21 protein-coding genes and 1 pseudogene are annotated in these 25,280 nt (G+C 58.2%); 12 read left to right on the top strand and 10 right to left on the bottom strand.

From position 1 onward, the window contains the following. Positions 1 to 86: 86 nt before the first annotated feature. On the top strand, positions 87 to 1,934 hold the full coding sequence (locus tag ACTG2T_RS05970) for a tetratricopeptide repeat-containing diguanylate cyclase (protein ID WP_270656966.1): 1,848 nt from the start codon (positions 87 to 89) through the stop codon (positions 1,932 to 1,934). A gap of 141 nt (positions 1,935 to 2,075) precedes the next feature. Here ACTG2T_RS05970 and ACTG2T_RS05965 read toward each other — a convergent pair whose 3' ends face one another. After that, positions 2,076 to 2,798, bottom strand: a complete 723-nt coding sequence (locus ACTG2T_RS05965; RefSeq protein ID WP_330124879.1) for an SDR family oxidoreductase — start codon at positions 2,796 to 2,798, stop codon at positions 2,076 to 2,078. Between the two features lie 429 nt (positions 2,799 to 3,227). On the opposite strand from ACTG2T_RS05965, the gene prfC reads away from it, so the two are divergent. Beyond that, positions 3,228 to 4,817, top strand: a complete 1,590-nt coding sequence (prfC, locus tag ACTG2T_RS05960; protein ID WP_085942070.1) for a peptide chain release factor 3 — start codon at positions 3,228 to 3,230, stop codon at positions 4,815 to 4,817. A 250-nt stretch (positions 4,818 to 5,067) separates the two neighbouring features. Here the strand turns inward: prfC and ACTG2T_RS05955 are convergent, their stop codons facing one another. Beyond that, positions 5,068 to 5,979 (bottom strand): bifunctional helix-turn-helix transcriptional regulator/GNAT family N-acetyltransferase, encoded by a 912-nt coding sequence (locus tag ACTG2T_RS05955; RefSeq protein WP_047436333.1) that lies wholly within the window; start codon positions 5,977 to 5,979, stop codon positions 5,068 to 5,070. 139 nt (positions 5,980 to 6,118) lie between these two features. Continuing rightward, positions 6,119 to 7,315, bottom strand: coding sequence for a multidrug efflux MFS transporter MdtH (gene mdtH, locus ACTG2T_RS05950; protein WP_330124878.1), 1,197 nt, complete (start codon positions 7,313 to 7,315; stop codon positions 6,119 to 6,121). Between the two features lie 92 nt (positions 7,316 to 7,407). Here mdtH and ACTG2T_RS05945 point away from each other — a divergent pair, with 92 nt between their 5' ends. Continuing rightward, positions 7,408 to 8,301, top strand: coding sequence for a LysR family transcriptional regulator (locus ACTG2T_RS05945; protein ID WP_005349020.1), 894 nt, complete (start codon positions 7,408 to 7,410; stop codon positions 8,299 to 8,301). 32 nt (positions 8,302 to 8,333) lie between these two features. On the opposite strand, the pseudogene ACTG2T_RS05940 reads toward ACTG2T_RS05945, so the two are convergent. Then, positions 8,334 to 10,108: pseudogene (locus ACTG2T_RS05940) on the bottom strand (M4 family metallopeptidase). 347 nt (positions 10,109 to 10,455) lie between these two features. Between ACTG2T_RS05940 and ACTG2T_RS05935 the strand changes: the two are divergent. Both ACTG2T_RS05935 and rimJ read left to right on the top strand, forming a co-directional pair. Beyond that, complete coding sequence (locus tag ACTG2T_RS05935; RefSeq protein WP_005340529.1) at positions 10,456 to 11,010, top strand: GNAT family N-acetyltransferase; 555 nt, start codon at positions 10,456 to 10,458, stop codon at positions 11,008 to 11,010. Further along, entirely contained in the window at positions 11,010 to 11,561 is a 552-nt protein-coding gene (gene rimJ, locus ACTG2T_RS05930; protein WP_330124876.1) for a ribosomal protein S5-alanine N-acetyltransferase, read from the top strand. Before ACTG2T_RS05935 ends, rimJ begins: the two co-directional genes overlap by 1 nt. Positions 11,562 to 11,623: 62 nt before the next feature. Here rimJ and ACTG2T_RS05925 read toward each other — a convergent pair whose 3' ends face one another. The 3 genes from ACTG2T_RS05925 to ACTG2T_RS05915 all read right to left on the bottom strand — a co-directional run bounded on the left by ACTG2T_RS05925 (position 11,624) and on the right by ACTG2T_RS05915 (position 14,530). Then, the gene (locus tag ACTG2T_RS05925) at positions 11,624 to 11,872 is read right to left on the bottom strand and encodes a hypothetical protein (RefSeq protein WP_005340533.1); all 249 of its coding nucleotides are present in this window, start codon (positions 11,870 to 11,872) and stop codon (positions 11,624 to 11,626) included. 309 nt (positions 11,873 to 12,181) lie between these two features. Continuing rightward, entirely contained in the window at positions 12,182 to 13,231 is a 1,050-nt protein-coding gene (locus tag ACTG2T_RS05920; protein WP_330124875.1) for an oxidoreductase, read from the bottom strand. Between the two features lie 135 nt (positions 13,232 to 13,366). Next, positions 13,367 to 14,530 carry a multidrug effflux MFS transporter gene (locus ACTG2T_RS05915; RefSeq protein ID WP_076495766.1) on the bottom strand — a complete coding sequence of 388 codons (1,164 nt, stop codon included), beginning with the start codon at positions 14,528 to 14,530 and terminating at the stop codon, positions 13,367 to 13,369. A 238-nt stretch (positions 14,531 to 14,768) separates the two neighbouring features. Between ACTG2T_RS05915 and rdgB the strand changes: the two genes are divergently transcribed. Both rdgB and hemW read left to right on the top strand, forming a co-directional pair. Then, positions 14,769 to 15,365, top strand: a complete 597-nt coding sequence (gene rdgB / locus ACTG2T_RS05910) for an RdgB/HAM1 family non-canonical purine NTP pyrophosphatase (protein WP_005340539.1) — start codon at positions 14,769 to 14,771, stop codon at positions 15,363 to 15,365. A gap of 90 nt (positions 15,366 to 15,455) precedes the next feature. Further along, positions 15,456 to 16,601, top strand: coding sequence for a radical SAM family heme chaperone HemW (hemW, locus tag ACTG2T_RS05905; protein ID WP_330124874.1), 1,146 nt, complete (start codon positions 15,456 to 15,458; stop codon positions 16,599 to 16,601). 117 nt (positions 16,602 to 16,718) lie between these two features. On the opposite strand, the gene ACTG2T_RS05900 is transcribed toward hemW, so the two are convergent. Continuing rightward, the gene (locus tag ACTG2T_RS05900; protein WP_330124873.1) at positions 16,719 to 16,958 is read right to left on the bottom strand and encodes an alternative ribosome-rescue factor A; all 240 of its coding nucleotides are present in this window, start codon (positions 16,956 to 16,958) and stop codon (positions 16,719 to 16,721) included. A 235-nt stretch (positions 16,959 to 17,193) separates the two neighbouring features. Further along, positions 17,194 to 17,628 carry a Zn(2+)-responsive transcriptional regulator gene (gene zntR, locus ACTG2T_RS05895; protein WP_330124872.1) on the bottom strand — a complete coding sequence of 145 codons (435 nt, stop codon included), beginning with the start codon at positions 17,626 to 17,628 and terminating at the stop codon, positions 17,194 to 17,196. Between the two features lie 416 nt (positions 17,629 to 18,044). Here zntR and purH point away from each other — a divergent pair, with 416 nt between their 5' ends. The 5 genes from purH (at position 18,045) to ACTG2T_RS05870 (ending at position 23,905) form a co-directional block, all read left to right on the top strand. Beyond that, positions 18,045 to 19,637: a bifunctional phosphoribosylaminoimidazolecarboxamide formyltransferase/IMP cyclohydrolase gene (gene purH, locus ACTG2T_RS05890; protein WP_113740133.1), complete on the top strand. Its 1,593-nt coding sequence runs from the start codon at positions 18,045 to 18,047 to the stop codon at positions 19,635 to 19,637. A 114-nt stretch (positions 19,638 to 19,751) separates the two neighbouring features. Continuing rightward, positions 19,752 to 21,038 (top strand): phosphoribosylamine--glycine ligase, encoded by a 1,287-nt coding sequence (gene purD, locus ACTG2T_RS05885; protein WP_005341242.1) that lies wholly within the window; start codon positions 19,752 to 19,754, stop codon positions 21,036 to 21,038. Positions 21,039 to 21,315: 277 nt separating this feature from the next. Next, positions 21,316 to 21,690: a cytochrome b562 gene (locus ACTG2T_RS05880; protein ID WP_113740134.1), complete on the top strand. Its 375-nt coding sequence runs from the start codon at positions 21,316 to 21,318 to the stop codon at positions 21,688 to 21,690. Then, entirely contained in the window at positions 21,671 to 22,225 is a 555-nt protein-coding gene (locus tag ACTG2T_RS05875) for a cytochrome b/b6 domain-containing protein (protein ID WP_058059721.1), read from the top strand. The genes ACTG2T_RS05880 and ACTG2T_RS05875 overlap by 20 nt, the downstream gene beginning before the upstream one ends. 396 nt (positions 22,226 to 22,621) lie before the next feature. After that, positions 22,622 to 23,905 (top strand): tyrosine-type recombinase/integrase, encoded by a 1,284-nt coding sequence (locus ACTG2T_RS05870; RefSeq protein ID WP_330124871.1) that lies wholly within the window; start codon positions 22,622 to 22,624, stop codon positions 23,903 to 23,905. A 23-nt stretch (positions 23,906 to 23,928) separates the two neighbouring features. On the opposite strand, the gene ACTG2T_RS05865 is transcribed toward ACTG2T_RS05870, so the two are convergent. Continuing rightward, entirely contained in the window at positions 23,929 to 25,272 is a 1,344-nt protein-coding gene (locus tag ACTG2T_RS05865; RefSeq protein ID WP_330124870.1) for a hypothetical protein, read from the bottom strand. Positions 25,273 to 25,280 lie beyond the last annotated feature (8 nt).

Here is a 25,280-nt window from a genome sequence, read left to right as displayed (position 1 = left end):
CTTTACAACCATTGTTACAGGGCAAAAGATGATGATTTTCCGGCATCGGCTTGCCCGATGATCTTTCCCATTGATCCGGAGTATGTATGAGCCGACTTGCCTTGCTGCTGTTGCTGGCGGTGTTCGGGCTGGCAGCCAAACCCTTGTCCCCCGAGCAGTTGGAAAATGAACTGGGAGGGATGGAGCGGGTCTACCAGCCGATCGAGTTGTTGCGGGAGCGCCTTGCCCGTTTGCAGCGGGACGGCAACGCCTATCCGCCGTCGCAGCAGATGCGGATCAGTCGTCTGGCTTGCTGGGCCCAATCGGCCGATGACATGCAGGAGTCCCGTACCGCCATCGCCAATGCGGAGCGGATGCTGGCCATTGCGCGCGAGCAGGGTGATGACGCCGCCGTGGCGGAGCTGACGATTTGCCGCGGCTGGTTCAATCAGCTGCTCGGCGAGGTAGCGAAGGCTCGTCACGATTACGATGAGGGGCTGCGGCTGGCAAGAGAGGCCGCCTTGCCAAAGCTGGAGGCGCTGGCGCTGGCCCGCCGGGGGGCCATGCTGTCTTTTCAGGGGGTCTCAGGCCAGGGGCTGATGGATCTCACCAAGGCGCACAATATCTACGAACAGCTGGGGTTGCCCACCTGGTATCACCAGGCGCAGCTCGAGATTGCAGCCACATTTCGTCGTATGGGCCTCTACGCCGAAGCGCTCGCCACCCTTAACCGGTTGAGCGAGCATTTTGCCAGAAGTCACGACGGGTTTGGCTCGGCAAGGCTAAGTGATCAACTGGCGATGGTCTATCTGCAGACCGGGCGTTATCAGGATGCGCTGGGCGAGCTTGAACGCAGTGCGGCCTTTTATAATCAGCCTCAATATCTGATTGAGCATGCCGAACGCATGGTGATGCAGGCCGAGGCTCTGCTCGGGCTGGATCGCCCCGCTGATGCCGGACGCTTGCTGGCACAAGCGGCGAAGGTGCTCTCTCCCGATGTTGACCCCATCCTCCATGCGCATCTCGAGCTGGTGCGGGCGAGGTTGAGAGTCGAACAGCAGGAACCGGCGCCAGCCTTGCGTGCGCTTGAGAAGATTGAGCCGATTTTGAAGGTGGAAGGGCACGTACGCTTTTTGCTCGAGCTCTACTGGGTACGCAGTCGGGCGCTTGAGTTGCAAGGCGACTATCCGGCGGCGCTGGCTGCATTGCGGGAGCATCTGGTGCAGGAGCAGCGGCTCGATCAGCTGTTACGGGAACAGAGCACGGCCTGGGTTCGCGGCGAGTTTGAGCTGGCCCGTCAGGAGGGGGAGAACGAGCGACTGCGAGTCGAGCAGCGACTGCAGCAGCAGGAGCTGGAGCAGGTCAAGGAGCGTCGGTTCTGGCTGCTGGTGGTGATGGTGCTTTGCGGGGTACTGGCGCTGCTGACGATGGGGTGGCTGCTTGATCGCAACCGTCGGATGCGTCGTCTGGCCTTTACCGATGAGCTGACCGGCATCAACAACCGCCGTCGGGTGCTACGGCAGGGCAGCGATATGCTGGCGCAGGCTCGCAGGCAGGGCACGCCATTTTGCTTGCTGGTGTTCGATATCGATCACTTCAAGCGGATCAACGATACCCTGGGCCATCATCAAGGAGACAGGGTGCTGCAATGGGTCTCTCGAGCGGCAGATCGTCAGCTGCGGCACCAGGATCAGTTGGGGCGTACCGGCGGAGAGGAGTTCTTGATCCTGCTGCCGGATACCAGCCTTGAAGAAGCGTGCCGGGTGGCTGAGCGGATCCGTAACTCGGTCGCCAACCGGGCGCTGCCCGGCATGTCGTACCCGGTAACTATCAGTATCGGGTGTGCCTCTCTGCGAGACGATGATCAGGATCTGGCGGCCTTGATCCAGCGTGCCGACAATGCGCTGTATCGTGCGAAAGAGGCGGGGCGCAACCGGGTGGAAACAGACGAGTGACGGGCTGGGTATTGTCACTCAGCAGGATGTCATCGCCATTGGGGAGCACACTGATACGGCGATGATGCTCGTCCCCTGCGCTCGTTCTTGCCTGCGATGACAGATTGGCAAGCGCGAGCGCAGAAGACCGTCAGAAGGGCGTTATGCCCAGGCGCTGCCACCATTAAGGTGAAGCACTTCACCATTCATGTTGTTGTTGCTCATCAGGAACAGTGCGGCCTGCGCATAATCCTCTCCCTCTCCCAAGCGTTTCAACGGCAGACTTTGCGCCACGGCAGCCACTTTTTGTGGGTCATTGCCCAGTGCTTTAAGCAGCATGGGAGTGCGCATGGGGCCCGGGTTGATGACGTTGATCCGACGGGGGGTCAGCTCGGTAACCAGACTGTGAGCCAGCGTTTCAACCGCGCCAGCTGCAACGGCAGGGAGTGCCTTACCCAGTTGTGGGCGGCGCGTCACCAGTCCGGACGTGAGCACGATGGAGCCGCGTTCGGACAGTTTGGGTGCTGCGGCGCGGATCGCATGAACACTTCCCCAGAATCGGCTGTCCATGTTGATTTTCAAATCCTCGATGGCAGCGGTGAGAAAGCTGCCTGGTCGCATGACGGCGGCGGTGATGACGAGATGATCCAGCGAATCCAGCTGGTTGAAAAAGTGATTGACGGAGTCGACGTCGAGAATATCCAGTTGATGGCCACTGGCACTTGGGCCCAATTCAGCCAGTGCAGTGACAAGCTGCTCACGGCTGGAACCGCCGATAATGACCTTGGCGCCTTGCTCGATCGCTTGCTGGGCGGTGGCCAGGCCAAGACCCGAGGTACCACCGATAATGACGATCTGTTGATTGTGCAGGGTGGAATGTTTCATGTAATGACCTCTCCATTATGTAGATACGATTTACATATTTGTAGCTGGATAGGGAAAGTCCAAGTATGAAAATTTATCAAGAGTGGTTGTTGCTGGCATGGGGAGGGGGCCAAATCCACGTGGTCCGGATGCTGCCATCCGATTCGGAGTGTTTGATTTTCTGTTCAGTTGGAACCAGTGTAACGGCTGGGCGGCCAAATTATCATCTCTTGTCAGGCTGGGTATTTTTCACTCGCGCGGGTATAATGTCGCGCAATTTTGCTTTGACTCAGGCGAGAAGACCCATGTAACGCAACCCTCCTCCCTCTCTCCACCAGGTTGGCAACACGCCAGCTGGCGTGGCTTTCGTTGCGTATACATGTGCCGTGAGCGGCATTCCGGATTTATTCCCACGGTGGCTGATGCCACCGCTCAATAGAAGAACGTTGAATTATGTCAGCTGAATTTCTGAGTGAAGTCTCCAAGAGACGCACTTTTGCGATCATTTCGCACCCGGATGCGGGTAAAACCACCATCACCGAGAAAGTCCTGCTGTTCGGACAGGCCATTCAGCGCGCCGGTACCGTCAAGGGCCGTGGCTCGGGCCAGCACGCCAAATCCGACTGGATGGAGATGGAGAAGCAGCGTGGTATCTCCATCACCACCTCGGTGATGCAGTTCCCCTATGCCGATTGTCTGGTCAACCTGCTCGATACCCCGGGTCACGAGGACTTCTCTGAAGATACCTACCGTACCCTGACGGCGGTCGACTGCTGCCTGATGGTCATCGATGCCGCCAAGGGTGTTGAAGACCGGACCCGCAAGCTGATGGAAGTCACCCGTCTGCGTGATACCCCCATCCTCACCTTCATGAACAAGCTGGACCGCGAAGTGCGCGATCCGATGGAAGTGATGGACGAGGTGGAGCGCGAGCTGAAGATCATGTGTGCCCCCATCACCTGGCCTATCGGCTGTGGCAAATCCTTCAAGGGTGTCTATCACCTCTACAAGGATGAGACCTATCTCTATCAGAGCGGTCAGGGCCACACCATCCAGGAGAAGCGGGTGGTCAAGGGGCTGAACAACCCGGATCTGGATGCCGCCGTCGGCGAAGATCTGGCCCGGCAGCTGCGTGACGAGCTGGAGCTGGTGCAGGGCGCCTCTCCCGAGTTCGATCACGATGCCTTTATCGCTGGCGAGATGACCCCGGTCTTCTTCGGTACCGCGCTTGGCAACTTTGGTGTTGACCACATGCTGGATGGCCTGACTGACTGGGCGCCGTCTCCCATGCCACGCAAGGCCGAGAGCCGCGAAGTGGTGGCGACCGAGGAGAAGTTCTCCGGCTTCGTGTTCAAGATCCAGGCAAACATGGATCCGAAACACCGCGACCGTATCGCCTTTATGCGTATCGTATCAGGCACTTACAGCAAGGGCATGAAGATGCGCCACGTGCGTATCGGCAAGGATGTGAACATCTCCGACGCCGTGACCTTTATGGCCGGTGACCGGGAGCAGGCGGAAGACGCCTTCGCTGGCGACATCATCGGTCTGCACAACCACGGCACCATCCAGATCGGCGACACTTTCACCCAGGGTGAAGATCTCAAGTTCACCGGTATCCCGAACTTTGCACCGGAACTGTTCCGCCGCATCCGTCTGCGCGATCCGCTCAAGCAGAAGCAGCTGCTCAAGGGGCTGGTCCAGCTCTCCGAAGAGGGCGCGGTACAGGTGTTCCGTCCGCTGATCAGCAACGATCTCATCGTTGGTGCGGTCGGTGTGCTGCAGTTTGACGTGGTGGTTTCTCGTCTGAAGAGCGAGTACAACGTCGAGGCCATCTACGAGGCGGTCAACGTCTCCACCGCCCGCTGGGTGGAAGGGACCGACGTCAAGAAGTTCGAAGAGTTCAAGCGCAAGAACGAGGTCAACCTGGCCCTCGATGGCGGTGACAACCTCACCTATATCGCACCGACCATGGTCAACCTGCGCCTGGCTCAGGAGCGCCACCCCGACGTGGAGTTCCGCCAGACTCGCGAGCACTGATAATGGTTTGTTTGCCTGTTGGCAGATAATCAAAGAGACCCCGCTTCGGCGGGGTCTCTTGTTTTGTGCCGTTTTGCCTGTTTAAGGAGGGATGCAGGGGGGAATTGTTCAGCATATACCAGTCGCAAGCAGCCCTCACCCTAGCCCTCTCCCAGAGGGAGAGGGAACCATCAGAGGTCTGCCTGAAAGATCGCGGAAGTGTTTTTGCCCCCTTCTCCTCTTGCGGGAGAAGGGTTGGGGATGAGGGGGGCTACCCCAGTGTCAGCACCATGCAGATTTCGCAATCCCCGTGGCCGGTGCAGCCAAGGGGGCTGGGCAGGTGTTCAAAGCCCAGTGATTCATAGAGGCTGGTGGCTTCGCGCAAGACCTCGGTCGTTTCCAGATAGCAGCGCTGATAACCAAGCGCGCGCGCCTCGTCCAGTGCCTGCAACACCAGCCGCTTGCCAAGGCCCAGTCCGCGCAGGGCGGGCATAAAGTACATCTTCTGCAGCTCGCAGACTCCCTCTTCTCCCGCCAATGGCGCGATACCACCACCGCCGAGGATGGAACCGTCCGGCCCTTCGATGACCCAGTAGCGACTCTTCTCCCCCTGATAGCTCTGGGAGAGGGTGTCGAGATTGGGATCGGATACCCCATAGCCCTTGTCTGCGGTGAGGCCATATTCGGCCGAGACGGCTCGGATCACCAAGGCGATCTGGGCATTGTCCGCCGCCGTGATGGGGCGGATCTGGTAACCCCGCTGGCGACGGGCGCGGGAGAGGGCGCTGCGATAGAGCCGCAGCCCTTGCCACAGCTGCTCCCGCTCGGGCAGGCTCAACTGCGCCAGCATCTCTTCCATCGCCCCGTCCATCTCCCGGTGCAACTCCAGCAGCATCCCCTGACCGTTGACGGTGAGGCGGGCCTCCTTGCTGCGCCCATCGGAGGGGTGCGGGTGCCAGCTGATAAGCTCCCGCTCGGCCAGGCGCGCCAGCGGACGGCTGGCGTTGGATTTGTCGATGTGCAGCTTTTCTGCCAGCTGCTGGTTGGTGGCCGGGGCGTTTTCCAGCTCGATCAGCAGGTGAGCCTCGATGGGGGTGAGGGCCAGATTGCCGCACTGCTGGGAAAGCATGCCGAGTTCGCGAACCAGATCGCGCGACAGGGCGCGCAGGGGACGGGGATCCATGTCGTGGTTTCCTGTTTAGTTGTGCATGACAACTAAAATAGCGTAAAAGTTGTAATTCGCAACCTTTTGCTGTGATGGTTTGCAGAATATGGGGTGAGCGGCAGCACCGTTGGCGGGGCTGCCGTAGGCAGGGGGAGCGTCAGGCGGCGGCTCTGATAGCCAGCTCCGGGCGGCGGGAGAAGCAGCGGGCGAGCAGCAACATGGTGGCAACGCCTATGGTGCCCAGCACCAGCCAGGGGAGGGCCGGTTGTCCCTGTTGCAGCGAGAAGTCATAGAGGGAGCCGCCGCCCACATAGCCTGTCATGCCCCCCAGCGCCAGTCCGAGGCGGCTGAAGCCCATGTAGCTGCCGCGGGCTGTGGGGTTGGCCAGCCGGGTCATCAGGGTCTCCCGGGCCGGTTCGCAGATGATGATCCCCAGATAGAAGCAGGCCAGCAGCACGAAGATGCCGGAGAGGGTGCTGACGAAGGCGACCAGCCCTATCCCCACCGTCATCAGCAGGATACCTGCCATCAGTCGGCTCTCCAGCCGATAGCGCCGTTCGCTGAAACGGGCGATAGGGTAGAGCAGCGCCAGTGACAGCGCCGTTTCCAGGCTGTACATCCAGCCCACCGCCGTGGTGGTGCCGGAGAGCTGCTTGACCAGAATGGGGAAAATCAGCATCACCTGTACCCACAGCATGTAGTAGCCGCTTAAGATCAGCACCAGTCGGCAGAAGGCGCGATCCGCCAGCACCTGCCCCAACCCTTCCCGCATCGGAGTCGGTTTGACCGAGAGGCGGTAGGCGGGCAGCAGGGTCCAGTTGCACAGGGCCGCCAGGGTGAAGAGTCCGGCGCCCAGCAGGCAGACGTAGGTGAAGTCAAAACGCAGCAGCCAGCTGCCGAGCAGCGCACCGGTGACGGCTCCCGCGCTCTCCAGCATCATCAGCAGGGAGATAAAGCGGCCCCGCTCATGGGGACGGGTAAATTTGATCACCAGTGCGGCCCGTGGCGGGTCGAACAGGCAACCGCCCAGTCCGGAGAGGAAGCAGGAGAAAATCAGCATGGCGCCGCTGTCGGCCCAGGCCAGGGTGGCAAAGCCGACGGCGCGCAACAGCATGCCGGTGACGATGAGCGGGCGGGCGCCAAAGCGGTCAGCGAGGGAGCCGCCGAAGATCCCCAGCCCCTGCTGGGCCAGCTGGCGCAGGCCGAGGGCCAGCCCCACCAGACCGGCGGCCCAGCCGAGTTGATCGACGAAGCGCAGGCTGATCATCGGCATCACCACAAAGAAACCCAGGATCACCAGTGTGGTATCCAGCGCCAGAAACCAGCGTCCCCAAAACCTCGCCCTATCGACCATAACGCCCTCTCATTCACAGATACCTTCATTCTGGAGAGGGTTTAGATATAGTGGTAGACGACAACTACCTATATTTCATATCAGGATTATTTATGTCTATGGATCTGGACGATCTGCAGCTGCTGCTGGATGTGGCCGAGCTGGGCAGCTTCAGTCAGGCGGCGGCCATTCGTGGCTGGTCACAACCACTGGTGAGCCAGCGGATTGCCCAGCTGGAGGAGAGCCTCGGCGCGCCGCTGTTTCAGCGCCATCGGCGTGGCGTAACGCCGACCCGTGCCTGCGAGGAGTTTCTGCCATCGGCCCGCTCGGCGCTGGCGATCCTGAGCGAAGGGCGGCTGGCACTGCAGGGGGCGCCTGCGCTGCCTTGTATCCGTCTCTCCAGCCTGCCATCCCTCACTTCGGTGGTGTTTGGCTCGTTATTGATGGAGCTGGTGGACGAGCCGTTCGAGATCCGCTGCACCACGGATCACTCCGGCGAGATCATGCAGTCGCTGCTGACTGGGGAGGCCGATATCGGCTTTGTACTCAAGCGTCCGCCGGTTGCGGGCCTGCAGATGGAGCTGCTCTGCTGCTCCCCCATTATCGCTATCGCCTCGCCACTGCATCCGCTGGCCGGTTGTCACGGCCTCACCCTGGAGGATATTGCCGACCAGCGGCTGGCGCCTCAGGTATGGGGGCCGGGGTGTGACGTTTTTATCCAGCAGTTACGGCGGCTGCGACGGGCGGCCAGCCCCCTGCATGCGGTGCAGCCCGCCAGTGCGGCGCGGGATCTGGCGCTGGAACACGGGTTTATCACCCTGATGCCGGAGCTGGCCATCAAGCGGGATCTGGAGGTGGGGCGGCTGGTCAGGCTCGATGTGCGCAACCTGCCGCAGGAGCATTGGGATGTGATGATGGCGTGGCGCGGTGGCAAGCGGCCCAACCCGGCCCGGGAAACCGTGTTGGCCACCGCCCGCACGCTGGCGAAACGGTGGCGCAATGAGTAGAGCGATGCGGGACAAGGCCCGCATCGGGTGGATCAGTAGCTGGCCTTGAGGGTCACACCACTGAACGCGGAAAACCCTGACAGCTGCACATGCCAGGTGCCCGCCTTGGGATTGGTGAACGAGCAGCTTTCGTTATTGCCCCCCTTGTAGGGACGGCAGTCGTAACTGCTGCTGGTGGGGGCGCTGCCAAAGCGGACGTAGAGGTCGGCATCTCCGGTGCCGCCGCTGCTGCTGATCTGCAGCGACCTGGTGCCCGCCGGTACGTTCAGGGTGTAGTTGAGCTTGCCACCCTTGCTGGCGGCTAGGTTGCTCACCGGCACGCCGTTTTGCAGTACGTTGTCGCTCGGTGGCGGCGTGGTGCCGCAGCTGGCATCAACCCCGACGGTCTGGAAGGCCCGTGCCACATCCGCCTGACTGTAACCCAGATCGGCGGTCGCCCGGCTGACGCCGCAGGCCCCTTGCTGGTAGTTGGTGTTGGCGCCCCAGTAGAGGCGGTTGGCCAGCAAGAACACTTCAAATGCCTTGCGGGTGTTCCAGCCGCTGCTGGTGGCGAGCAGGTAGAAGGCGCGGTTATAGACCCCGGAGCTGTGGTGTACATCCATCCCCTCCTGATAATCCGCGGCATGGCCGATGGATCTGCCATCCCGGGTCGGATCCTCGAAGTAACGCAGGGAGCCGTTGCCCTTGAAGATCTGGGCGCCAACCAGCCAGTCGTTGCTCCCCTTCATGTAGAACTCGGCCGCTTCACCCGCCATATCGGAGAAGGCCTCGTTGATACCGCCGGATTGTCCTGAATAGACCAGCCCGGAGTTCTGTTCGGTAAAGCCGTGGCTCACCTCGTGGGCCGCCACATCGAGGCTTACCAGCGGGTGGAAGGTGGTGGCGCCGTCACCGAAGGTCATCTGGCTGCCATCCCAGAAGGCATTTTCGTAATTCTTGCTGTAGTGAACCCGCATCTTCAGTTTGAAGGTGAGGGGCGCTGTGTTGTACCAGTTGCGGTACATGTCGAACACCACGTTGCCGAAGTAGTGGGCGTCGTTGAGGGGCGAGTAGGCGCCGTTGATCTCCTTGACCCGGTTCTCCGGGCAGGTGAACTGGTGGATGGCACCGCCTGAGGTGGCGTGGTTGAGGTTGATGGTATCGACGTTGGGGCTGGTCATCCGGCAGTTGTCATCGACGATGAGCGGACCAAAGTCGGTGCCGTAGACGTATTTGCCGGTCTTGATGTTGCCCCCCGGGCCAGTGGCATCCTTGTGGTTGATCCCCTCCCAGCGTTTGAGCTCCTCACCGCTCTGGGCATCAAGAATGACGAAGGGGCGGCTCGGTTTGTCACCTTCGGCGATGAAGGAGACCTGATAAACCAGCCGGGCCAGCCCGTTCTCATCCTGCATCACGTAGAGTTTGACCTGCTCGTTGCTCCCCTTGCTGCCCGCCTTGGCCTTGCTGGCGGCATCCTGTGGCGAGAGGGTGGCGGCCGGGCTTGCCACATCCTGATCGATCTGGCGCAGCATGCGTCCACTGGCCTGCTGCAGCTGGCCGTTCAGGCTCTTGTCAGCCACCACCACCTGACCCATTACCGGGATGCCGTTCCAGACCTGCTCGTAGCGGATCCGCTGCTGGCCGTTGGGCAGCTTGACCACCCGCACCTGACGAAACTCGCCATCTTCCAGCTGCAAGGTACCACTCGCGGCACTGAGGCCGTCATGGCCCGGATGCCGTTTGCCGTTACGTTGATCTCTACCTCTTGCGCCGCCAGTGCGGCACTTCCCCAGCAGGCCAGCGCAACGGCCAGATAAATTTTATTCATCTCTTCTTTCCTTAAATCGATGAGGTTGATAAACCGACCGAAGGTCGGGCGTTTTGAAGCTAGTGCCGGTGAGGGAAAGTGCCCCCTGTCAAAAGTGACAGCGCAGCACAAAGGGGTAGCAGGATCTGCCAAAGTGCCGTTTGTGGGCATTCGTCGGCGCCATGTGGAGAGCATTATCCGGTTTCAGACACCCACCCTCCTCTTTTGAGGGAGGAGAGTACGTGCGCAGTCACCCTCTGCGAAGCCTGCCGGAGGAGGGCCGTAAAAGTGGCTGGCGCGGCCAGTGGCGATTGGCTACATTGGGTGGCTGGTTCGCTATTTGATCACTGATTTGAAAGGAGAATCCCATGTTTTCATGGCAGTTGGACGACGAGCTTGCGCTGCTCTTCTTGCAGCCCGATATGGCGAGCGAACTGTTTGCCCTCTGCAATGACAACCGGGAGTACCTCTCCCAGTGGCTACCCTGGCCGCCACTGATCCAGCGCCCCGTCGACAGCGCCCTCTTCATTCGCAGTGCCATCGAGAAGTTCGCCCGGGGTGAGGGGCTCACCACCGCCATCGAGTATCAGGGGGAGGTGGTGGGGGTTATCGGTTACAACAGCATCGATCACGACCTTGGCAAGGTGGTCATTGGTTACTGGCTGGCGGAGCGCTGGCAGGGTAACGGCATCATCACCCGGGCCTGTCAGGCCCTGATCCACCACGCCTTCGAGGAGATGGGGATGGAGAAGGTGGAGATCAGCGCCGCCACCGATAACGAGCCCAGCAGGGCTGTTTGTGAACGGCTCGGGATGCAGCTTGAGGGGGTGACCCGGCGCGCAGAGCGGCTGGGCAACCGGATTGTGGATCACGCCCACTACAGCCTGCTGCGTGACGAGTGGCTAAGACAGAGGGAGTCCTGATGGCGCTGCCACATATCAAGACGGCCCGCATCCACCTGACCATACTGTCGCCGGATCGGGCCCCCATGATGCTCGACTTCTACCGGCGCAACCGCGCCCATCTCGCCCCCTGGGAGCCGCTTCGGGACGAGCAGTTTTACACCCTCTCGTACTGGCATGCCCGGCTGCAGGACAGCTACAGCCAGTTCTTCAACGGCACCGGCGTCAATCTGGTTGCCCTCGATCCGGCTGGCGAGCGGGTGATCGCCACCTGCAACTTCAGCAATATCCTGATGGGGGTCTTCAAGGCGTGTCATCTGGGCTATGCCATCGACCAGCAGCATCAGGGACAGGGGGTGATGGGAGAGGTGCTGTCAGCCGCCATCGACTACCTGTTTCGGGAGCACGATCTGCATCGCATCATGGCTTGCTATATGCCTGCCAATCAGCGCAGCGGCGCCTTGCTGGAGCGGCTCGGCTTCGAGCGGGAGGGATTCGCGCGGGCGTATCTGATGATCAATGGCCGCTGGGAGGATCACATCCTCACCTCGCTGATTAATCCGGCCCCCTGAACGGCAGATAAAAAAACGGGCCCGAAGTTGCCTTCGGACCCGTCTTCGAATGAGGTGCAGGCTTAGTTGGCCTTGGCATCGCTCACTGCAGCTTCAACCTTGGTAGCGGCTTCGGTAGCAGCTTTTTCTACGGTTGCAGTCGCTTCGGAGGTGGCCTTCTCTACGGTAGAGGTGGCTTCGCTAGCGGCTTTTTCTACAGTGGCAGCAACTTCGGCGGCCGGAGCAGCAGCAGGAGCGGCAGCTTTTTCTTCTTTCTGACCGCAAGCAGTCAACATCAGACCCAGGATACCGGCTACCAGTACTTTGTTCATGTGCATTCCCTCAAAAAAAGATGGAGAGATGGTCTGTGCAACCATCACAGCGCCCACCGTTGCCCGGTATTGAAACAAGAAGCCGGGAGGCAGCAGGCGGGCGCAATATAGCCCCATTAGTTACCGATGAAAACGGATATCACAATGACATTTTTTCGTGCCGTGGATAAAAAGCTCCACTGCAACGACTGATATCAATACAAGATGCCGTTAAATGGTGCTGATTGCGCAATAAAACACCGCTTTGCTGTCATCTCATGGCGGTTTAACAAGGTCAAGGTTGGTCAAGCGTGGCCGATGACCCGCACCTTAGTCAGACAGCTTCTGACAGGGCAGCCGTTTTCCCTCAAGGTGGCTCTGACGGGCCAGATCCAGCAGCGCCATCACCGCCAGCGCTTCACTTGCTGGCACCGGGTTGCTTCCCTCGCCCTTGATGGCGGCGCAGACACCGCGATAGTAGGCGCCATAATCCCCGGCCTCACCCACCACGCTCTGCTGCTGCAACTGACCATCGACAATGCGGCTGAGCTGACCGGGTTCACTATCAATGCCCCAATCCGCCGCCGGTGGCCGCTTGCCCAGCTTGAGCTGGTCTTCCTGTACATCCATACCGCATTTCACGAACGAACCCTGGTTGCCGTGGACGATGAAACGCGGCATGGTGGCCGAGACCAGACAGCTGCCATGCAGAATAACCCGCAGGGCACCGTAACCCAGCACCACATGGAAGTAGTCGTCCGCTAGTGCGCCGGGGCGCTGCTCGGCCAGATCGGCCTGCAACCAGTCCGGTTGGCCGAACAGCTGCAATGCTTGATCCAGCACGTGAGGGCCGAGATCGAACCAGAGGCCGGAACCCGGGCCACCCGCTTCGCGCCAGCGCTGGCGAACCTCGGGGCGATAGCGATCGAAGTGGGATTCGAACTGGGCGAGCTGTCCCAGCGTCCCCTCGGCAATCAAACGGCGCACGGTAAGGAAATCCCCGTCCCAACGGCGGTTGTGGAAGATGCTGAGCAGTCGCTGCTGCTTTTCGGCCAGTTCGACCAGTGCTTTCGCTTCTGCCAGATCCAGTGCAAAGGGCTTGTCGATCACCACATGTTTGCCTGCCAGCAGCGCCTGGCGGGCGAGGGGGGCGTGGGTGTCGTTGGGGGTGGCGATCACCACCAGATCGACGGTCTCATCGCTTAGCACCTCCTCCAGTGAACCGACTCGGCAGCCGGGCAGATCGGCCTGCACCTTGGCGGCATCGCGGCTTACCACCCAACTCAGGGACAAGCCCGGCGTGGTGGAGAGGAAGGGGGCGTGGAAGGTCTTGCCTGCAAAGCCATAGCCCACCAGGGCTGCGTTGAGAGTGTGGCTCATCGGGAGTTCTCCGCTGACATCGAGTGAGTGGGGTTGCCATCGCAGGCTCTCTGCCGGATGGCCATTCGTTGTAAAGGCGATACAAACGAGAAGGGGGCCGATGGCCCCCTGAGTGTGCCCATCAGAGCACAGGATTTATTGCAAACACAAGCGGCGACCGCGTCGGGTCATCAGCATCACCAGAGGCGGCAGCAGCAGCCACATATGCAGCGCCAGCTGGCTGAGCGGGTCGTGCATCAGGGCACCAGTCAAGCCAACGAGGGCGCCGGATCCGCTCATCTGGAACAGGCCGAGCAGAGCGGCGGCGGTACCGGCGCAGTGGCCGAACGGTGCCAGCGCCATCCCGGCAGCCGAGCCCAGAATCATGGCAAAGCCGATGCTGGAGAGGAACACCGGCCCCATCATCGCCAGCGGGTGCTCGATATGCATGGCCAAAGTCAGGGTGATGGCCGAGAGCATCAACACCAGCAGGCCGATGCGCAGGGTACGTCTTGGCCCCACCTTGGCGATAAAGCGCGGCGCCATAAAGCAGGCCAGAATGTTGAGCGCGGCGTTGGCGGTAAACCAGTAGCTAAAGCCGCTCATGTCCAGCCCCAGTTTCACCATCAGCTGCACCGGTGCGGCGGTGACATAAGCGAGGATCACCGCCATCGCCAGCATGCACAGGGACGCGTTGAACAGGAAGCTGGGGGAGCGCAGCACCGGGCTGTAGCGAGACCAGCTGATGAGGGCCCCTTCACTGCGGGTCTCCTCCGGGCGGGTCTCCGGCATCCGCCACATCAGCCAGCTGCCGACGATGAGCGCATAACCGGCCATAAACCAGAAGTTGGCAGACCAGCCCGCCTTGGCGGTGAGCCAGCCACCGAGCAGGGGGGCCAGCGCAGGAATAAAACAGATGGCGCCATTGAGATAGGAGATCATCTGGCCGCTCTTTTTCGGGCCGTAGCTGTCACGTACCACCGAGAAGGCGGCAACCGAAGTGGCGCAGGCGCCAAAGCCCTGCAGCACTCGCGCCAGCATCAATTCGCCGAGGCTGGCGGCAAAGCCGGCCCCCAGCGCGCTCAGGCCATAGAGCAGCACGCCGCCCAGCGCGATGGGCTTGCGACCGTAGCGATCGGCCAGCGGGCCAACAAGCAGTTGCCCCAGCCCCATGCTGAACAGGAACCAGGTGATGGTGCCCTGCATCAGTGTCACTTCGGCGCCCAGCTGCTCGGCCATCTGCGGAATGGCGGGCAGGTAGATGTCGATAGCCAGCGGACTGAACAGCACCAGTAGTACGAGTAAAAGTATCAATGGCATCTGTCACCTCTTTAGTCAGCCAGGTTAATGAATTGGGGCGCGAGTCTACTGACTCACAGTAATGAATAGAAATGGTATTTAATCACTTTGGTTATTCCATTATGGAAACATGTATTAAAAAGCTGGTTATTCGATGGCGGCAAATCCCCCGTAACCCCATCACAGCGGGTGTAATTGACGCTTTTACTAAACGCTTGCGCCGCATAGAATGCGCAGATTATTTTTGCGGAGGTGCTCGATGAACAAGCTTGTCCTGGCAACAGGTAACCAGAAAAAGGTGAAGGAATTGGCCGCCATGCTGGCCGATATGAAGATCCAGGTGATCCCACAGAGCGAGTTTGCGGTCTCCGATGCCGATGAGACCGGCACCACCTTCGTCGAGAATGCCATCATCAAGGCCCGCCACGCCGCCCGCATTACTGGTCTGCCCGCCGTGGCCGATGACTCCGGACTGGAAGTCGATCTGCTGCAAGGGCGCCCCGGCGTCTACTCCGCCCGTTTTGCCGGTGTGGGGGCTGGTGACAAGGCCAACATCGAGAAGCTGCTCGGCGAGCTGCAAGGTGCCCCCGAGTACCTGAAGAGTGCCCGCTTCTGGTGTGTGCTGGTCTATATGCGCCACGCTGACGATCCCACTCCCATCATCTGTCAGGCGAGCTGGGAAGGGATGATCATCGACGAGCCGCGCGGTCAACATGGCTTTGGCTATGATCCAGTATTCTTCGTGCCGGATCACGACTGCACCGCCGCCCAGATGCCCGCCGAGCTGAAGAACCAGCTGAGCCATCGCGGTCAGGCGCTGGCAAAGCTCAAAGCGGCGCTGGCTGCGGCGCACTGAGTCACTTCGCCACCTTGTCGGTTACACACGGTCAATTACACATAGTCATCTACAATGGGGGCCTTGAGCCCCCGTTTTATTGGAAGCCCCATGCTGCAACTGCCGCCGCTCTCTCTCTATATTCATGTGCCCTGGTGCGTCCAGAAGTGCCCTTACTGTGACTTCAACTCCCATGCCCAGAAGGGGGAATTGCCTCATCTAGAATATGTCGCTGCCCTGCTGGAGGATCTGGATCAGGATCTGAAGTGGGCACAAGGGCGGCCGCTCTCCTCGATCTTTATCGGCGGCGGCACCCCCAGCCTGTTGACGGTGGAGGCGATGCAAGCCTTGCTGGACGGGGTACGGGCCCGCATTGTGCTCACCGCAGATTGCGAGATCACCATGGAGGCCAACCCGGGCACGGTGGAGGCGGACAAGTTCGCCGGTTTCCAGCGCGCCGGCATCAACCGTATCTCCATCGGGGTGCAGAGCTTCCAGCAGGAGAAGCTGACCCGGCTTGGGCGCATTCATGGCCCGGAAGAGGCGCGCAAGGCCGCCGCACTGGCCCACGCCATCAAGTTGCCCACCTTCAATCTGGATCTGATGCACGGTCTGCCGGATCAGAGTCTGGATGATGCCCTTTATGACCTGCAGCAGGCGATCGACTGCGCCCCACCGCACCTCTCCTGGTATCAGCTCACCATAGAACCGAACACTGCCTTTGCCTCCAAACCGCCCAAACTGCCGGAAGATGACACTCTGTGGGACATCTACGAGCAGGGTCACGGCATGCTCACCGCCAGCGGTTATCGCCAGTACGAGATCTCGGCTTATGCCAAAGAGGGCTACCAGTGCCATCACAACCTCAACTACTGGCGCTTTGGTGACTATCTGGGGATCGGCTGTGGTGCTCACGGCAAGGTGACCGATCTCGCGGATCAGCAGATCCTGCGCACCGCCAAGGTGAAGCATCCAAAAGGGTATCTGGACAAGAGCCGTCCCTATCTGGACGAGCAGTGGCAGGTGACGGCAGACGATCTGCCGCTCGAATACTTTATGAACCGCTTCCGCCTGTTTGAACCTGCCCCCAAGGCGGAGTTCGAGGCCTATACCGGCTTGCCGCTGGAGCGGGTCGAGACGGTGCTCGCCATCGCCCGGAGCAAGGAGCTTATCGAGGATCTGGGGGATAGCTGGCAGCTCACTTCTCTCGGCCATCGCTATCTCAACGTGTTGCTCGAACTGTTTATGGATGAGTGAGTGGCCTGTTGAGACGCGCTGTTGAGGCAGTGAGTTGGCGTTGCCAAATCGCTTCTTCTGTCAAAACAATCAGGGCGCCAATGGCGCCCTGATTGTTTATGGTCGGTAGAAACCCGCTCAGCAGCAGACGCGGATCATCTGCTGTTGGCCGGGCTCCCACCGCTTGCCGAATTTGGCCTTGCGCTGGTAACTCCCCTTGCCCTTCTTGTTGCGCTCGACCCGGCTGCGAAACAGGGGATCGGAGAGCAGGGCATGCAGATGGTTATCCTTTATCTCGCCGCGCTGATGGGCATAGCTGCCCCCTTGCGCATTTTCCTCACGGGGGAGGGCGGGTTGGTCGATCCGGATCTTGGCCATGATGGCTCCTCTTCTTTTCTCTTGGTGTGTTGATGCTTGTGTCTGGATGGCGGTTTTCGCTGCGGGCGCCTGTTCAGATGAGCGCCCGGCAACCGGATGCACTGGCACCGGTTAAAAACGCGGCGATTTTGTCACCAAATCGCCGCCGGAGCAATGCGTCGGGCACGCCGAGTCAGTCACTCTGAGCTAGGCACGCTCAGTCAGGCGTACCATGTCAGCCGTGAACCGGGTCATGCTAGTCGTGGCTGTGATGCTCGTGATGGGCCGGGGCGCCAGATTCCAGTGTCTCGAGGATGGCGCAGTGCTCCGCCGAGCGCGGCCCGCCGCAGCAGATATTGGAGAGCTCGTGCAGGTTGTCGCGAAAGCGGGTCAGTTCGATGATCTTCTGCTCCACCTGGGCCAGCTTGGTGTCGGCCATAGCTTTCACCTCCTGACAGGTGACTTTGGCCTTGTTGGTATCGAGGTCGAGCAGCTCGCTGATATCGGCCAGCGAGAATCCCACCGACTTGGCGCGAATGATGAACTCCAGCCGCCGCTTGTCCTGTTCACTGTAGAGGCGGTAGCCGGATTCGTTGCGGATCCCCGGTGAGATAAGCCCGTTCTTCTCGTAAAAACGCAGGGTATCTGCCTTGACCCCGCACGCCTTGGCCAGTTCACCGATCCGATACATGCTCTTTTCTCCCCTTGAATGTATGCCGCCACAAAAACCGGAATCCACTATCACCCCTTTGCCCATGGATTGCCAGCCAAGGGCATAAAAGGGGCAGATAAACATCTCCTGGCGACCCTTTTTCCCATAAAACACTGAAAGTGCAAACGTTTCGAGAAAATCAAGTGGAAAACGTTTAACGCCGCGCCAAATAAGGCTTTGTTGTTTCAAAAAATCCACCACAGGTCACATTTTTTGTGTAGAATACGCGCCCATAACAGAGCGCCGCACCAAGCGGGCATTTCTTAAAACGCTTTTGCCGGATGTTGGGGCGAGAGTGGTTTGCGAAATCCCCCACTTCCATTTATTTGGGGACTCTCTGTGTTGAGCCTCGCCTCCCATGGAACGGTCCCCGTTATGTTGAGGACGATAGTGTGATGGAACAAGCTCGACCCATTCGCCGTGCACTGCTGAGTGTGTCTGACAAAACTGGCATTCTGGAATTTGCCAAGGCACTCAACGAGCGTGGTGTTGCCCTGCTCTCCACGGGCGGTACCGCCAAGCTGCTTGGCGAGGCGGGTCTGCCGGTGACAGAGGTCTCCGACTACACGGGTTTCCCTGAAATGATGGATGGCCGGGTCAAGACCCTGCATCCCAAGGTTCATGGTGGCATCCTCGGCCGTCGGGATCAGGATGACGCCATCATGGCCCAACACGCTATCTCCCCCATCGACATGGTTGTCGTCAACCTCTACCCCTTTGCTGCCACCGTGGCCAAAGCGGGCTGCACCCTGGCGGATGCGGTCGAGAACATCGACATCGGCGGCCCGACCATGGTGCGTTCTGCCGCCAAAAACCATAAAGATGTCGCTATCGTCGTCAAAGCTGCCGACTATGATCGGGTTATTCGCGAAATGGATGCCAACGGCAACAGCCTGAAACTGGCGACCCGTTTCGATCTGGCCATCGCGGCATTCGAGCACACCGCCGCCTACGATGGCATGATCGCCAACTACTTCGGCACCATGGTTCCTTCCTACGGTGACAACAAGGAGGGTGACGAGGAGTCCCGCTTCCCGCGCACCTTCAATAGCCAGTTCATCAAGAAGCAGGACATGCGCTACGGCGAGAACAGCCATCAGGCTGCCGCTTTCTATGCCGAGGAGCATGCCGCGCCGGGTTCCGTCTCCAGCGCTATCCAGCTGCAGGGCAAGGCGCTCTCCTACAACAACATCGCCGATACCGATGCTGCGCTGGAGTGTGTGAAGGAGTTCGACGAGCCGGCCTGCGTCATCGTCAAGCATGCCAACCCCTGCGGCGTGGCCATCGGTAACGACCTGCTGAGTGCCTACGATCGCGCTTACCAGACCGACCCCACCTCTGCCTTCGGCGGCATCATCGCCTTCAACCGTGAGCTGGATGGCGCCACTGCGGCAGCCATCGTGGCCCGCCAGTTTGTTGAGGTGATCATCGCCCCGAGCGTCAGCCAGGAGGCCCGCGATGCGGTCGCCGCCAAGCAGAACGTGCGTCTGCTCGAATGCGGTCAGTGGACGGCTCCGGCGCAAGGGTTTGACCTCAAGCGCGTCAACGGCGGCCTGCTGGTACAGGAGCGGGATCTCGGCATGGTGACGCTGGGTGACCTGACCGTGGTCAGCAAGCGCCAGCCGACCGAGGCCGAGCTGCAGGATCTGCTGTTTTGCTGGAAAGTGGCCAAGTTCGTCAAATCCAATGCCATCGTCTACGCCAAAGATGGCCAGACCATCGGCGTCGGTGCCGGCCAGATGAGCCGTGTTTATTCGGCCAAAATCGCCGGTATCAAGGCGGCGGACGAAGGGCTGACCGTGGCGGGCTCCGTGATGGCCTCCGATGCCTTCTTCCCGTTCCGCGACGGTATCGATGCTGCCGCGCAGGCCGGTATCTCCTGCGTGATCCAGCCGGGTGGCTCGATGCGCGATCAGGAGGTGATCGATGCCGCCGACGAACACGGTATGTGTATGGTCTTCACCAACATGCGCCATTTCCGTCATTGATGGGTCAGGGGCTGCCGATGGCGGCCCTTTTGTTGTCTCTTTTCAACTGACTATTTCCACTGACTGACGGCCCGGGTGGCCGTCCAGTGACCACAAATAGAAGCGAGCGATACGATGAAAGTACTGATCATTGGCAACGGTGGCCGCGAACACGCTCTGGCCTGGAAGGCCAAACACTCCCCACTGGTACGTCACGTTTTTGTGGCGCCGGGCAATGCGGGCACCCAGCTTGAGCCGGGTGTCGAGAACGTCGCCATCGAGGCGACCGATATCGAAGGGCTGCTGGCCTTTGCCAAAGAGAAGCAGGTCGGCCTCACCATCGTCGGGCCGGAAGCGCCGCTGGTGAAAGGGGTGGTGGATGCCTTCCGCGCTGCCGGTCAGCCCATCTTTGGCCCGACCGCTGCCGCTGCCCAGCTGGAAGGCTCCAAGGCTTTCACCAAGGATTTCCTGGCCCGTCACGCCATTCCGACCGCCGAGTACCAGAACTTCACCGAAGTGGAGCCAGCACTCGCCTACTTGCGTGAGAAGGGCGCCCCCATCGTCATCAAGGCCGATGGTCTGGCGGCAGGCAAGGGGGTGATTGTCGCCATGACCTTGCAAGAAGCGGAAGACGCGGTGCGCGACATGCTCTCCGGCAATGCCTTTGGCGAAGCGGGCTCCCGGGTGGTGATTGAGGAGTTTCTGGAGGGTGAAGAGGCGAGCTTCATCGTCATGGTCGATGGCGAGCACGTGCTGCCGATGGCCACCAGTCAGGATCACAAGCGGGTTGGCGACGGTGATACCGGCCTCAACACCGGCGGCATGGGGGCATACTCCCCGGCGCCTGTGGTGACCGCCGAGGTACATCGACGCGTGATGGAGCAGGTGATCATGCCGACCGTGCGCGGCATGGCGGCCGAAGGCAACGTCTACACCGGTTTCCTCTACGCCGGTCTGATGATCGACGGCGCAGGCAATCCCAAGGTGATCGAGTTCAACTGCCGCTTTGGTGATCCCGAGACCCAGCCCATCATGCTGCGGATGCAATCCGATCTGGTGGAGCTCTGTCTGGCCGCTTGCGCAGGCAAGCTGGATCAGAAAGAGGCCATTTATGATCCCCGCGCCGCTATCGGCGTGGTGTTGGCGGCGGGAGGCTATCCTGGCGATTACAGCACCAACCACCCCATCAGCGGCTTGCCGGTGGATGAAGTGGCGGGTGAGAAGGTGTTCCATGCCGGTACCCGCCTGGAGGGCGATACCAGCCTGACCGCTGGCGGCCGCGTGTTGTGCGCAACCGCCCTCGGCCATACTGTGGCAGAAGCCCAGCAGCGTGCCTATCAGCTCGCTGGCCGCATCAAGTGGGATGGCGTCTTCTACCGCAAGGATATAGGCTGGCGCGCCATTGCTCGCGAACAGGAGTAACTGACGCAAGCCATTGGCCAGCTGATTCAGACCCCGCTACGGCGGGGTTTTTTGTCCCTGTTTACCGCTTTCAACCATCCTCATGCTGCGCGTCACCGCCGTTCAGTCAGTTACCAAGCGCAAACAAGCGCGGCATATCTGTCACTATTTGCCACAAAAAACAGCATTTTTCACAAACGTTTCACCATGAGTCATGGCATCATGCTGGTGATGAATTCTTGTTTGGATTCATAAGTACCCCTAACAATTCGAGCATGTCGTTATATAAGGAAATCCCATGTTGAAAACCGTCCGCCCCCTGCTGCTGCCCCTGATGTTTGGCCTGATGACCCTGCCTGCCGTGGCGGGTGATCTGGAACAGCCGATGAAGAAGATTGGCTTCAACTACAAGCAGGCCGTCAAGGCTGATGATGCAGCCACCATGGAGAAGCACATCAACGAGATGAAGGCCCAGCTTGATGTGGCCAAGCAGAAGAACATGCCGGCCGCCAAGAAAGAGAAATTCCTTGAAGGGATGAACGAGGTACAGGCCGAGCTGGACGCCAGCCTGGCCGCACTCAAGGCGGGTGATGAGGCCAAGGCGCGCGAACATCTGGCCAAGGTCAACGACCTGAAGAAGGAGTACCACAAATATGCCAAGCAAAAAGGGTGAGCCCTTTCGCTGGGATCCGCTGGTTCGCCTGACCCACTGGGGCTTGGCGGCGGTCTGCATCGGCAACCTCTGGGTTAACGAAGCGGGGGAGGAGTGGCACGAGTGGCTGGGTTACGGCGCCATTGGGCTGGTCTCCTTGCGTCTGCTCTGGGGGCTCACTTTTGCCCGTGGCTACGCCCGCCTTGGTGCCCTCATTCCTAGCGGTGAGGACTTTCGCCAGCAGGCGCGCGAGATGCGTGAGCGGCAGCCTCCGGCACCGGGTCATCACGGCAGCGGCAAGCTGGCTGTGTGGGCGCTCTGGCTGGTCGTGCTGGCGACAGCAGGCAGCGGCTGGTTTCAAAATACCGAGGCGGGATTTGAACTGGGGGCTGACGAGTGGCATGAGTGGTGCGTGGTGGCGCTGCAGGGGCTGATTGGTCTGCACCTGCTGGCCATCGTCTTCACCTCCTGGCGTCAGCGCAGCAATCTGGTTACCCGGATGCTACCCGCCGAGCGTCGCTCATCCATCCAGAGCGGCAGCAACGAGCAAATCTGAGGCTCAGCATTAGGCTCCTTGTCTCTGAGTGAGGCGCCTGATCCGGACCCTGCCCAGACCCGCCCATGGCGGGTCTTTTCTATGGCCTCCTCGAGCTTATCACGGGACATTGCTCGATCCGCAGATGCAAAAAGGCCGCTCATCATGAGCGGCCTTTTTCAATTTGGTGGCCCCTGGGGGACTTGAACCCACGACCAATCGATTATGAGTCGTAATTGTCACGTTTTCATAGAATTGCACAACGCGCAGACATTTCATAAAAAACATTAAAATTCATGTACATATAAACATGATTGCTTCATAGCGTAACATGAAATACCTTATAGGTTCATCTTAAGTGCACTCATAAGTACACTTAACAACACCTGTAAGTGCACTTATCAAGAGCCATCAACGATGCCCTTAACTCACAATGAGATTGCTGCTCTGGCAGCGAAAAAGACCCCGTATTACAAGTTTGACGACACTCGAACCCGTGGAGCAGGAAGGTTGGGCGTTCAAGTGTTCCCCAGTGGGAACAAAATGTTTGTTTTTCGTTATAAACGAGGAGGGAAATGGGCATTTATCCAAATTGACAGCTTTCCGATGTTGGGGCTTGCTGCTGCCCGAGAAAAAGCCGATAAACTGAGCCAGATGATAAGAAACGACCTAGATCCGAAAGATGAATTGGAGCGGCAGTCCAGAGAGCGGGAACAGGAGAGGCGGGAGTATGAACAGCAAGGCACTATTGAACAGCTATTCAAAAGCTACACTGAGCAGATGAAGAAGGACGGCAGGCGCACTCACGCCGCAGTGCTGCTGGCCTTGGAGAAAGAGACCTATCCAGTTATAAAACCCACTACCAAAGCTAAGGACGTGACCGCGCACGACATAAAAATAATTCTGGCGCACATGATCCGCCGTGGTGCGGATACCCAATCTAATCGCGTCCGAAGTTACCTGATGGCAGCGTTTAATTACGGCCTCAAACATGACAACGACCCCGCCAATTTCATAGACGATGCCAAATTCGGTTTGCTGCTTAATCCGGTGGCAGCCATCCCCAAGCAAAAGGCCGCTGAGCGTGTCGGGGAGCGCTTCCTGACGTGGGTAGAGGTTCGCCAGTTGCTCGATGATATGGAGCAGCCCACCAGCCTGGGCTTGACTCTGCGAAGCCTAATCCGGCTCTGTTTCTTCACTGGCGGCCAACGCCCCTATGAGCTGGCCGCCTCACGCTGGGCGAGTATCGACTGGCAAGCCAAGACCCTGACGATTACCGCCGATCTTTCCAAGAATGGCCGCCCTCACCTTATCCCTCTCACTGAGAGCGCCCTGCGGGTGCTTAGAGAACAGAAAGCAGCAACAGCGAATAGCCCCTTTATCTTTGCCCACGCCACCAAACCGAGCGAATCAATGCCGATGGCCTCACTGAGCCAAGCTATTGATCGTTACCGCAAACGCACCGAGATTGCACATTTCATCCCACGCGATTTTCGCCGTACTTGCAAGACGCTAATGGGGGAGCTTGGTATAGCCAAAGATTTACGAGATCGCCTTCAAAATCATGCCCTTAATGATGTGTCCAGCAGGCATTATGACCGCTACGAATACCTGCCAGAAAAGCGGCGAGCTTTGGAACTATGGGAAAGTCACTTGTTATGCTTTGTTGGCGCAGAGTTACCTTTAAAATTTGAGAAGTGATGAATAATTGAGGTTAAATATTATCAGCGGACTCCCATTTCTTTTAAAAGTTTGCTGACACGTTGTCTAGAAATACCAAGGTCTCTGGCTATTTGAGAACCATTGATTTTCATTCCATTTTCAATTTTTTCATTAGCTAATTGCATCAAGGTTTCTCTTAGAACATCATTTTTTTTAACGGTACCTTTTTGTGGCCCTCTAGGTTGAGGAACACTATTTATTTTACTTACACATTCAAATCGGTGCAAAATATTCAATAACACATCCTCGCCAATAGAGTCACTGGCAACTGCATCAGCATTTTGTTTTTTTTCCCATTCAGTAAAAGTGCTATCCCAAGTAGATGCATCTTTTTCTTCTGACGAGACTTTTTGATAATCGCTTTTTATGGGGGAATCTAGAGACTGAATAACTGCATAAAACCAATCTTTCCATGATTTGAAATCGTTAACATTGACATTTTGTATTTGTAAAAATGCATTGTGATAATATTTATTGGCTGTTTCTTTTATAAGGTTTGCACGCTCTCTCCAATCACTTACTTCATGTTCATTCTCCTTAGAATTAATTATGTGCATTTTTTTTACAAACCTAGCTGTCGCTGAATAAAATAAATATGGAGTAATTGCATTGTTTTCTCCCGGAACTGGAAGGAAATTACCAAAATTATAATCTAACTTCTTGATGGCTGAAAGCAAGGAATATTTAGCATGATGATATTTTGAGTTCTTTCTTTTAGGGTGATGTTCAAAGCAGTAATGTTTTGAGTAGTAATGCCCTCTCACTCGTCCTTCTTCTATTTTTTGTGATTCTGACTCTCTTTTAGAGTCACCAATAAACTCTACTTTATTTACAAGGCGCCAACAAAAAGCACAGAGGTCGGGGGTGTAATCATACGTTTTTCTTTTTATTTTTTTGCTAGATTTTGTAAAGTTCTTAATATCACCTAGCAAAATATAAAAGCCTTCTAAATAATCTTTTTCTGAAGATCCATTCCAATTTTGTAACATGCTGTTATCAAATCTATGCATCTTCAAAAGTTTTATTGCGCGTAAGGTTATATCTTTTGCTTTCTGTATTCTTTTATATTTCCTGAGAAAGTCACCTATGGATACACTTGTATTTTTAGTCCGGGTTGGATTTTTAGTTTGATTATGTTCATTTGACTCACTATTTATAATATCAATTAATCTAATAATTCTGTGATCGATGAAAACAGAATCAAAAAAATCTGCCACAGGGACATGGTTTTTAAAATAGCCATCTGAAATTTGGTTATTGTTCAGATTGCTACTGTCATTAATTATTTCATCAACCTTTTTTGAAAGTTGCATTATTGCATCATTTAGCGAACCGTCTCCAAGCATACCCCGCT

The organism is Aeromonas sp. 75A, from assembly GCF_051919425.1.
Classification (GTDB): domain Bacteria; phylum Pseudomonadota; class Gammaproteobacteria; order Enterobacterales; family Aeromonadaceae; genus Aeromonas; species Aeromonas veronii.
Note: the sequence above shows the minus strand (reverse complement) of the source record. Positions and strands in the feature narration are given on the sequence as shown.